The sequence below is a fragment of the Streptomyces sp. KR55 genome (assembly GCF_052245645.1).
GTDB lineage: Bacteria > Actinomycetota > Actinomycetes > Streptomycetales > Streptomycetaceae > Streptomyces > Streptomyces flavusporus.
The window spans coordinates 1-10,130 of the sequence record NZ_JBQQCE010000363.1 but is presented as its reverse complement, the minus strand read 5'-3'; the positions used below and the strand labels follow the sequence as shown (position 1 = coordinate 10,130).

The window sequence follows — 10,130 nt, the reverse complement described above, 5'->3', positions numbered from 1 at the left end:
GCAGCCATGTCCATCAGCTCGAAGCGCTCGGTTACAAGGTCAGCCTCGAACCCGCCGCAGCCTGATCCCACACGATCCACACCCGACCTCGCTACCGCTCGGCCGGGTGCTGCCGCCTGCCCGCTGACGCATCGATTTTCGGATTAGGGGGAGGCACGACTGCCCGCAGCTATGGCAGCTGCGGGCAGTCGTTTTCGTGCGTTGCGTACTACTCCTGCTTCTTCCGTCGTGTCCCGAACACGATCTCGTCCCAGCTCGGGACCGCCGCTCTGCGGCCGGGGCGGACGCCGTCGGCCTCGGCCTGGCGGTCGGTGGCGCCGACGAGGCGGTCGCGGTGGCTGCCGACGGAGCGCGGCATCAGGACGTCCGCATAGGCGGACCCGGCCGAGGCAGCGGGAGCCGGGGGCTCCTCCGCCGCGGGCGGCTCGGCGGGCTCCTCCGCCGGCTCCGGCGACGGGCGCTCCGGTACGACGAGGTCGCCCCTGAAGCTCGGCACCGCCTCCAGCAGGCTGGTCAGCGAGTCCCGCTCGCTCGTGCTCTCCTCGGCGGGCTCCGGCGACGGGGCCGGCAGGACCGGCCGCTCCCGCTCCGGTGCACGCTCCACCGAGCGGTCGCGCGGCAGCCGGGCGATACGCGGGACGAAGGGGAAGCTGGGCTCGGGCGTGCCGAGGTCGTCGGACTCGCCGATCAGCGAACGCGCCTCGTCGTCGACGGCCTGGACGAGCCGCCGGGGCGGGTCGTACGTCCAGCTCGCCGAGTGCGGCTCGCCCGCGACGCGGTAGACGAGCAGGACCTCCCAGGTGCCGTCGTCGCGGCGCCAGGAGTCCCACTGCACGGTGTCCTTTTCGGCGCCGCGCAGCATCAGCCGTTCCTGCACGGCCTCACCGAGCAACGGGCCGGAGTTCTCGCCGGGGCGACGCACCGGTGTCTTGCGGGCGCGCTCGGCCATGAAGGCACGCTCGGCCAACACGGGGCCCTCGAACCGCCGTACGCGATCGACGGGGATGCCGGCCATCTGGGCGACCTCTTCCGCGGTCGCACCTGCACGTATCCGCGCCTGGATGTCTCGCGGGCGGAGATGGCTCTCCACCTCGATCTCGATCTGGCCGAGGCGGGGACGGTCGCCGCGCACGGCGGCGCGGAGCCGTTCGTCAATCGGAAGCGTGTACTCCGTGCTGTCCGCAGCCTTCAGCACCAGCCGTGTGCCGTCATTCGAGACGGCCACGACACGCAGTTCGGGCATGGGGACCTCCCGGGTGGTGCCTGCCGACGTCACGTGCGTCGCTGCTTCCGCTAGTCGAGTGTGGCCTGCCCGGGTGCAGCCTGCCACAACCTTGCCGAGTTGCCCGGCGTGTCGGGCGCTGGCCCTGGATCGCCGTTATGGCACGGTTACCTATTCGCAACGCTAAGTGACAAAATCCGTCACCCTGTGCAACAAGCCCCCTCCCGGCGGTCCTTGAAGGCCCCGGACACCCTGGCGGGAGACCGGACCCAGGGCTCGCAACAGTACTCCATTCGGACCACGTGCGTGGATTGCCGCGCCGCCCAACTTCGTCCCGGGGGCCGTACTTGGCCGCCGCCGACCGGATTTCTCGATCACGAACGTGGCGTACTTCACGGATTCACCAGAAACGGAACCGGCGGTTTCGTCGGTGCGTGTCCGGGTCCGAGGGCGGCACCGGTGACTGTCCAGACGCAGGCCACCACGCCCGCTACGACCCCAGAACCCTCCGCAAGTAGTCGTTCTGGAACCGCCGTTCCGGGTCAAGCCGATCCCGCAGCGCCGTGAACTCGCCGAAGCGCGGGTAGGCCCGGGCGAAGTACTCCGCGTCCCGGCTGTGCACCTTGCCCCAGTGGGGTCGCCCCTCATGCGCGGTGAAGATTCGCTCGGCGGCTGTGAAGTACGCCTGATAGGGGGTGCCTTGGAACATGTGGACGGCGATGTACGCGGTGTCCCGGCCCGATGCCGTGGACAGCGTGATGTCGTCGGCCGGGGCGGTGCGCACCTCGACGGGGAAGCTGATCCGCAGGCGTGAGCGGTCGACCATCGCCTTCAGCTCGCGCAGCGTCTCGACGACGGCCTCGCGCGGGACGGCGTACTCCATCTCGACGAAGCGCACCCGGCGCGGGGACGTGAAGACCTTGTAGGGGATGTCCGTGTAGGTGCGTGCGGACAGGGCCTTGCTGGAGATCTGGGCGATCGCCGGGATCGTGGCCGGCGCCGCGCGGCCGACCCAGTTGGCCACCTGGAAGACGCCGTTGGAGAGGAACTCGTCCTCGAACCAGCCCTTGAGCTGCCCCACCGGCCGCTCGGGGCCGGCGCTGCGGTTGTTGCGTTTGGTGTTGGTGTTGCCGGTGTGCGGGAACCAGTAGAACTCGAAGTGCTCGTTCTCGGCCCAGAGTTCGTCGAAGGTGCTGGTGACCCGGTCGAAGCTCATCGGCTCCTCGCGGGCGGTCAGCAGGAAGATCGGCTCCACGGCGAAGGTGATCGCGGTGACGATGCCCAGCGCGCCGAGGCCGATGCGGGCGGCGGCGAAGACCTCCGGGTTCTCCTTCTCGGAGCAGGTGAGCACCGAACCGTCGGCCGTGACCAGCTCCAGGGCCTTGATCTGGGCGGCGATCGACGCCGACTCACGGCCTGTGCCGTGAGTGCCGGTGCTGGTGGCCCCGGAGACCGTCTGCTCCATGATGTCGCCCATGTTGCTCAGCGACAGGCCCTCACGGGCCAGGGCCATGTTGAGCCTCTTGAGCGGCGTGCCCGCCTCGACCGTGACGGTGCCGGCATCCCGGTCAATGTTGCGTATGCCCGTCAACAGTTGAGGGCGGATCAACACACCGTCGGTCGCGGCGATCGACGTGAACGAGTGGCCGGTACCGACCGCCTTCACCTTCAGGCCGTCCTCTGCAGCCCGCGCCACCGCCGCGGACAGCTCCTCCACGGAGGCGGGCATGACCTCCCGTACGGGCCGGGCGGTGACCGTGCCGCCCCAGTTACGCCACGTGTCGTTCTTCCCGCTCGCTGTGCTGCTCAACGGTGCCTCCCCGACCCGGAGCCGGCTGCTTGAGCCGGCGGTACCCGAGGAAACCGACCGCGACCGCGACGGCCCCGGCCACCGCCGGAACCCCGTACCCGGAGCGCGCACCGGCCGCGTCGATCACCCAGCCGGCCACGGAGGAGCCGAGGGCGACCCCCACCGCGAGCCCGGTACTCACCCAGGTCATGCCCTCGGTCAGTTGCGCGCGTGGTACGTGCTCTTCGATCAGGGACATCGTCGTGATCATCGTGGGAGCGATGGACAGGCCCGCGACGAAGAGCGCCACGGCCAGAAACGGCAAGTTTCCGACCAGTAGGAGGGGGATCATACTCACGGCCATGGCGCAGACGCCCAGGAGCCAGCGAGGTTCGGGCGCCCCCTTGAAGTGCAGCAGCCCGAAAACGGCTCCCGCCACACAGGAGCCCAGTGCGTACACCGCGAGAACGACGCTCGCGGCGCCCTTGTGGCCCTGCTCCTCGGCGAAGGCCACCGTGACCACGTCGACCGCCCCGAAGATCGCCCCGGTCGCCACGAAGGTGGTCACCAGGACCTGCAGACCGGGTGAGCGCAGCGCGCTGCCCCCGCCGTGCCGCTCGCGCGGGTGCGGCGCGGGCTCGGTGGCCCGCTGAGCGGTCAGCCAGAAGACACCGGCCGCGAGGAAGCAGGCGGCCAGCAGCGGGCCGGCCTCCGGGAACCACGCCGTGGACAGGCCGATGGAGATGATCGGCCCGAAGATGAAACAGATCTCGTCCACCACGGACTCGAAGGAGTACGCGGTGTGCAGTTGCGGCGTGCCGCGATACAGAGCGGCCCAGCGTGCCCGGATCATCGCGCCGATGCTCGGCACGCAGCCGATGGCCACGCAGAACACGAACAGCAGCCAGTCCGGCCACCTGTAGTGCGCGGCGAGCAACAGCCCGGCCGCGCCCAGCAGCGCGATCAGGGTCGCCGGGCGGAGCACCCGCCGCTGCCCGTACTGGTCCACGAGGCGCGAGACCTGCGGGCCCGCCACCGCGGCCGCCAGCGCGATCGTGGCCGACAACGCACCCGCCAGCCCGTACCGCCCGGTGAGCTGCGAGACCATCGTGACGACGCCGATGCCCATCATCGACAGCGGCATACGGCCTAGGAATCCCGCGGCGGAGAAGCCCTTGGAGCCTGGGGCGGCGAACAGGGCGCGATAGGGGCTGGGCACTGGGTCTCCGGCGGCTCGGTACGGCGTGTCGGCCAGGGTGACGGGCCGATACGGCTGCGGTAAGGCATAAAGGTGGCTGATACAGCTTACGAGTCGGCTGCAGTCCGAGACACCCCGGGATGAGGCCGGGAACACGTCGGTCACCCGCCGTTTCCCGGCTGTCAGTGCCGGGTGGCAGGATCGACTCATGCCAGACGCGCTCGATGCCACCCCCTACGACGCCTTGCTCCTGCTCTCGTTCGGCGGCCCCGAGGGGCCGGACGACGTGGTCCCGTTCCTGGAGAACGTGACGCGCGGGCGCGGCATCCCCAAGGAACGCCTGAAGGAAGTCGGGCAGCACTACTTCCTGTTCGGCGGGGTCAGCCCGATCAACGACCAGAACCGCGCCCTGCTGGACGCCCTCCGCAAGGACTTCGCGGACCACGGCCTGGACCTGCCGATCTACTGGGGCAACCGCAACTGGGCCCCGTACCTCACGGACACCCTGCGCGAGATGGTCCGCGACGGCCGCCGCCGCATTCTGGTCCTGGCCACCAGCGCCTACGCGTCGTACTCGGGCTGTCGGCAGTACCGCGAGAACCTCGCCGACTCGCTCGCCGCCCTGGATGCCGAGGGCCTGCCGCTGCCGAAGATCGACAAGCTGCGGCACTACTTCAATCACCCAGGCTTCATTGAGCCCATGATCGAGGGCGTCCTCAGGTCGCTGGCAGACCTCCCCGAGGACGTCCGGGACGGGGCGCACATCGCGTTCACCACACACTCCATCCCGAATTCCGCCGCGGACAGCTCCGGCCCCGTCGAGGACCACGGCGACGGCGGCGCGTACGTCAAGCAGCACCTGGACGTCGCGCAGCTGATCGCTGACGCCGTCCGCGAGCGCACCGGCGTCGACCACCCCTGGCAGCTGGTCTACCAGTCGCGCTCCGGCGCCCCGCACATCCCATGGCTGGAGCCCGACATCTGCGACCACCTCGAGGAGTGCCACGCCGCGGGCGTCCCGGCCGTGGTGATGGCCCCCATCGGCTTCGTCTCCGACCACATGGAGGTCCTCTACGACCTCGACACGGAGGCCAACGCCAAGGCCGAGGAACTGGGCCTGCCGGTGCGCCGCTCGGCCACCGTCGGTGCCGACCCGCGGTTCGCCGCCGCGGTCCGCGACCTCGTCCTGGAGCGCGCCGCCGTCGAGCGCGGCCAGGAGGTCACCCCCTGCGCCCTGGGCGTCCTCGGCGCGAGCCACAACCTCTGCCCGGTGGGCTGTTGCCCGGCCCGCACGCCCCGCCCCGCCGCCGCGGGCGCCGACAGCCCCTACGCGTGAGGAGCACCGTGACCGACACGCTGCACACGGACCTGCTCCAGCTTGCCCGGGAGGCCGCCCGCCGGGCCGGCGAGCTGCTGCGGGACGGGCGTCCGGCCGACCTCGCGGTCGCCGCCACCAAGTCGAGCCCCATCGACGTGGTGACGGAGATGGACATCGCGGCGGAGAAGCTGATCACCGACTTGATCTCCGGCCACCGCCCTGACGACGGCTTCCTCGGCGAGGAGGGCGCCTCCAGCGAGGGCAGCAGCGGCATCCGCTGGGTGATCGACCCGCTCGACGGCACGGTCAACTACCTCTACGGGCTGCCGACCTGGGCCGTCTCCATCGCGGCCGAACAGGACGGCGAGACCGTCGTCGGGGTCGTCGCGGCCCCGATGCGTGGCGAGACCTACGGTGCGATCCGCGGCGGCGGCGCCTGGGCCACCGGTGCCTGGGACGGCGAGCGCATCCTCGCCTGCCGCCCGGCGCCGCCCCTGGACCAGGCCCTGGTCTCCACCGGGTTCAACTACGTCACCGAGGTCCGCACCCACCAGGCCGACGTGGCTCGCAGGCTGATCCCGCTCCTGCGCGACATCCGGCGCAGCGGATCGGCCGCCGTCGACCTGTGCGACGTCGCCGCGGGCCGCCTCGACGGCTACTACGAGCGCGGACTGAACGCCTGGGACTTCGCGGCCGGCGACCTGATCGCCCGGGAGGCGGGCGCGCTGACCGGCGGACGCCCCGGAGAGCGCCCGTCACGCGACCTGACGGTAGCGGGCACCCCGGGCGTCTTCGAGCCCCTCCAGCGGCTCCTGGAGGACTTCGGCGCCTGGCACGACTGACGAGCCAAAAAACTGCAGCGGGCCCCGGCGATGGATTCACCGGGGCCCGCTGTCGTACGTGTGAGCCGGTCAGACGCCGGACGCGCCGACTTCCACGCCATGCTCGGCGGCGAGACGGCGCAGGTCGTCGAGCTCGCCCTGCTCCACCTCGACGAGGAAGTCGTCGCCCTCGTCACGAGCCCGCGTCAGGTCGGACTCGGTCGCCCTTATGCGCTGCAGAAGTCCTGCGGTGAAAGCGTCCATGCTGCGCCCCCTCGTCCTGGGTCGTGGGTCGGTGGCACGGGGGTGTGCCGTTCGGAAGGGGCGATCACGTCTGTGGGTGCCCAGCGCTGCCCTGCTGGGCGGCGACGGTGCCGGACACCCACGCCCACTCTGCGGAAAGCGGACCGCGGCGTACCGCATGGTGCTGCGGCACAAGCAGAGCGTGATCGCGGGGTGTATTCGGTCCTCCCCCCGCTCCCTTCCGCGGAAACCTCAACCGGAGGAGAAAATCTCGCATTCCCGGATCCGGCAGCCCCTCCGCGCGGGCTTCGGGCAGGGTCCGCGCGGTGCCCGCTCTCCCGTCTTACTGCCCACTTATGGCCGAAAAGGGCAGGATGGAGGTCAACACACCCCCGAAGACCCCTGCCCGCGCGTGCTCAGGCGCTACGCGGGTGGACACAGGAAGGACAAGCGACGTGCGCGTACTCGTCGTCGAGGACGAGCAACTGCTCGCCGATGCGGTGGCCACCGGACTGCGCCGGGAGGCCATGGCCGTCGACGTCGTGTACGACGGTGCGGCCGCCCTGGAGCGCATCGGCGTCAACGACTACGACGTGGTCGTCCTCGACCGCGACCTCCCCCTGGTGCACGGCGACGACGTCTGCCGCAAGATCGTCGAGCTCGGCATGCCCACGCGCGTGCTGATGCTCACGGCGTCCGGCGACGTCAGCGACCGGGTGGAGGGCCTGGAGATCGGCGCCGACGACTATCTCCCCAAGCCCTTCGCGTTCAGCGAGCTGACGGCACGCGTGCGTGCCCTCGGCCGGCGCACCAGCGTGCCGCTGCCGCCCGTCCTGGAGCGCGCCGGGATCAAGCTCGACCCGAACCGCCGCGAGGTCTTCCGGGACGGCAAGGAGGTCCAGCTCGCGCCCAAGGAGTTCGCCGTCCTGGAGGTGCTGATGCGCAGCGAGGGCGCCGTCGTCTCCGCGGAACAGCTCCTGGAGAAGGCCTGGGACGAGAACACCGACCCGTTCACGAACGTGGTGCGCGTGACCGTCATGACCCTGCGCCGCAAACTGGGCGAGCCGCCCGTCATCGTCACCGTCCCGGGCTCCGGCTACCGGATCTGATCGACCGTGGCAGCGAACCCCGCGCCTCCCCAGGCGCCCCCGAAGCCCACCTGGGACCCCAGGAAGCCACCCCCGTTCCCGATCCTGCGCCCGACCATCCGGATAAGGCTCACGCTGCTGTACGGCGGCATGTTCCTGATCGCCGGCATCCTGCTGCTGTCGATCATCTACCTGCTGGCGGCGAACGCGCTGAACGTGGGCAGTGACCTGCCCTTCAAGATCCTCTCCGGCCAGGTGGCGAGCGAGGCCTGCAACTTCCCGTCGCAGCCGACCGCCACCGAGCTCAACCACGCCATGAACGACTGCGTCAACGAGCAGCGCCAGCACGCCCTGGACAATCTGCTCAGCCGCTCGCTCCTGGCGCTCCTCGGGCTCGCCGTGATCGCCTTCGCCTTCGGCTACGCCATGGCCGGCCGTGTCCTGTCGCCGCTGGGCCGGATCACCCGCACCGCGCGCGCGGTGGCCGGCTCGGATCTGTCCCGCCGGATCGAGCTGGACGGACCGGACGACGAGCTGAAGGAGCTGGCCGACACCTTCGACGACATGCTGGAGCGGCTGCAGCGGGCCTTCACCGCCCAGCAGCGCTTCGTCGGCAACGCCTCGCACGAACTGCGCACCCCGCTGGCGATCAACCGCACGCTCCTCGAGGTGCACCTGTCCGATCCGAGCGCGCCCATGGAGCTGCAGCAGCTCGGCAAGACGCTGCTGGCCACCAACGAGCGCAGCGAACAGCTCGTCGAGGGGCTGCTGCTGCTCGCCCGCAGCGACAACCAGATCGTCGAGCGCAAGCCGGTGGACCTCGCCGAGGTGGCCACGCAGGCCATCGACCAGGTGCACGCCGAGGCGCACGCCAAGGGCGTGCAGATCCGCGGCAAGCGCGAGCGCGCGGTCATCCAGGGCAACGGCGTCCTGCTGGAGCGGATCGCCCTGAACCTCGTGCAGAACGCCGTGCGCTACAACATCCCCGAGGGCGGCTGGGTGGAGGTCACCACGGAGATCCAGCACGGGCAGGCCGTCCTGGTCGTCGCGAACACCGGGCCGGTGGTGCCGGCGTACGAGATCGACAACCTCTTCGAACCGTTCCGGAGACTGCGTACCGAGCGCACGGGGAGCGACAAGGGTGTCGGCCTCGGCCTGTCCATCGTCCGGTCCGTGGCCCGGGCGCACGGCGGGCATATCGCGGCGCAGCCCCGGGAGGGCGGAGGGCTCGTGATGCGGGTCACCTTCCCGATCTGAGACCATGGGCCCGACACACCCGAGGAATGTTCGCTTTGCGCGGAATTTTCGGGGCACCCATCCGGCTGTCCCATGTGTGATCGATCACAAGGGCGATTTTCAGGCCATCTACTCTCTGTGATCAATGAGCTGCCGGAAAGCCCAGAAAATCCGGGTTTTCCGGGGGCTTGATCACGGGAAGTACACGATGAGGCCCCTTTGAAGTGCGACATTCGGACCGTGTACGGTCCCGATCGCCATCCAAGCCGATCACTCGTGAGGAGTCCGGTTGGGTGTCGATTGAGTAACAGACCTTGATGTGAGGCAAAATCTCCGCCTCGGGTCGGGCACAAGTCCGGCCTCTCACGCGTTACGTGCGCTGGAGACACCGCAGACACCCGGAGGGGGAGAGCGACATGGCAACCGACTACGACACCCCACGCAAGACCGACGACGACGTCGACTCGGACAGCCTGGAAGAGCTGAAGGCCAGGAGGAACGACAAGTCCGCCTCGGCGGTCGACGTCGACGAATTCGAGGCCGCCGAGGGCCTGGAGCTTCCCGGCGCCGACCTCTCGAACGAGGAACTGGCGGTCCGTGTGCTGCCGAAGCAGCAGGACGAGTTCACCTGCATGAGCTGCTTCCTGGTGCACCACCGCAGCCAGCTGGCCCGGGAGAAGAACGGTCAGCCGATCTGCCGCGACTGCGACTGAGGCGGGGTCGGCCGTGACTGGCTCGACCCCACCTCGGAAGCGCCGCTTCCACTGGGGAGCGGACTCGGGGCCGTCCGACGGCCCTCACGGCGTGCGTGACGACGAGCGAGGCTCCTCCGGTACGGGACTGCCGGTCCCTGCGGAGTCAGCCTCGCTCGAACCGGCCGGTGACCGGGCCGACCTCCCGGTACCGGCTCAGGGTCCCACCCCCGTCGCCAGGCGGCGGGCGGCGGTGATCCGGGACAGGGCCAGGGACCTGGCCAAGGCCGGCGCCGCCAAGAGCGGCAGCGGCGCCAGGGCGGGCCTGGCGTATCTCGCCGACCGGATCATCGAGATCGCCCCGCGGATCCCCGTACGGGACCTTGCGACACTGCGCAGGCAGTTCCCGGGCCTCGGGCCCGAGCAGCTCGCGGACAAGCTCGTGGCTGGCGCGGCGAACGCGTCGGCGACGGTCGGAGCGGGAGTCGGCGCGGCGGCCATGCTTCCCGTGCCGCCCGCGATT

9 protein-coding genes and 1 pseudogene are annotated in these 10,130 nt (G+C 70.3%); 6 read left to right on the top strand and 4 right to left on the bottom strand.

Going from position 1 to position 10,130, the window contains the following annotated elements; translation table 11 throughout:
• Positions 1–208 precede the first annotated feature (208 nt).
• From sepH to ACTWQJ_RS37550, 3 genes are all read right to left on the bottom strand, one after another.
• Positions 209–1,243 carry a septation protein SepH gene (sepH, locus tag ACTWQJ_RS37560; protein ID WP_443310921.1) on the bottom strand — a complete coding sequence of 345 codons (1,035 nt, stop codon included), beginning with the start codon at positions 1,241–1,243 and terminating at the stop codon, positions 209–211.
• Positions 1,244–1,712: 469 nt separating this feature from the next.
• Positions 1,713–3,032, bottom strand: coding sequence for a D-arabinono-1,4-lactone oxidase (locus ACTWQJ_RS37555; protein WP_443310920.1), 1,320 nt, complete (start codon positions 3,030–3,032; stop codon positions 1,713–1,715).
• Entirely contained in the window at positions 2,992–4,230 is a 1,239-nt protein-coding gene (locus ACTWQJ_RS37550; RefSeq protein WP_409469220.1) for an MFS transporter, read from the bottom strand. Before ACTWQJ_RS37550 ends, ACTWQJ_RS37555 begins: the two co-directional genes overlap by 41 nt.
• A gap of 187 nt (positions 4,231–4,417) precedes the next feature.
• Here ACTWQJ_RS37550 and ACTWQJ_RS37545 point away from each other — a divergent pair, with 187 nt between their 5' ends.
• A complete protein-coding gene (locus ACTWQJ_RS37545; protein ID WP_443310919.1) occupies positions 4,418–5,545 on the top strand; it encodes a ferrochelatase in 1,128 nt (375 codons plus the stop codon).
• A gap of 8 nt (positions 5,546–5,553) precedes the next feature.
• Entirely contained in the window at positions 5,554–6,369 is an 816-nt protein-coding gene (locus tag ACTWQJ_RS37540; RefSeq protein WP_443310918.1) for an inositol monophosphatase family protein, read from the top strand.
• Between the two features lie 69 nt (positions 6,370–6,438).
• On the opposite strand, the gene ACTWQJ_RS37535 is transcribed toward ACTWQJ_RS37540, so the two are convergent.
• Positions 6,439–6,612 carry a hypothetical protein gene (locus ACTWQJ_RS37535; protein ID WP_165396400.1) on the bottom strand — a complete coding sequence of 58 codons (174 nt, stop codon included), beginning with the start codon at positions 6,610–6,612 and terminating at the stop codon, positions 6,439–6,441.
• 434 nt (positions 6,613–7,046) lie between these two features.
• Between ACTWQJ_RS37535 and ACTWQJ_RS37530 the strand changes: the two genes are divergently transcribed.
• The 4 genes and pseudogenes from ACTWQJ_RS37530 to ACTWQJ_RS37515 form a co-directional block, all read left to right on the top strand.
• Positions 7,047–7,700: a response regulator transcription factor gene (locus ACTWQJ_RS37530; protein ID WP_007385219.1), complete on the top strand. Its 654-nt coding sequence runs from the start codon at positions 7,047–7,049 to the stop codon at positions 7,698–7,700.
• 6 nt (positions 7,701–7,706) lie between these two features.
• On the top strand, positions 7,707–8,936 hold the full coding sequence (locus ACTWQJ_RS37525; RefSeq protein WP_443310917.1) for a sensor histidine kinase: 1,230 nt from the start codon (positions 7,707–7,709) through the stop codon (positions 8,934–8,936).
• Between the two features lie 395 nt (positions 8,937–9,331).
• Positions 9,332–9,628, top strand: a complete 297-nt coding sequence (locus ACTWQJ_RS37520) for a DUF4193 domain-containing protein (RefSeq protein ID WP_003993510.1) — start codon at positions 9,332–9,334, stop codon at positions 9,626–9,628.
• A 13-nt stretch (positions 9,629–9,641) separates the two neighbouring features.
• Positions 9,642–10,130: pseudogene (locus tag ACTWQJ_RS37515) on the top strand (hypothetical protein); the annotation flags it as partial.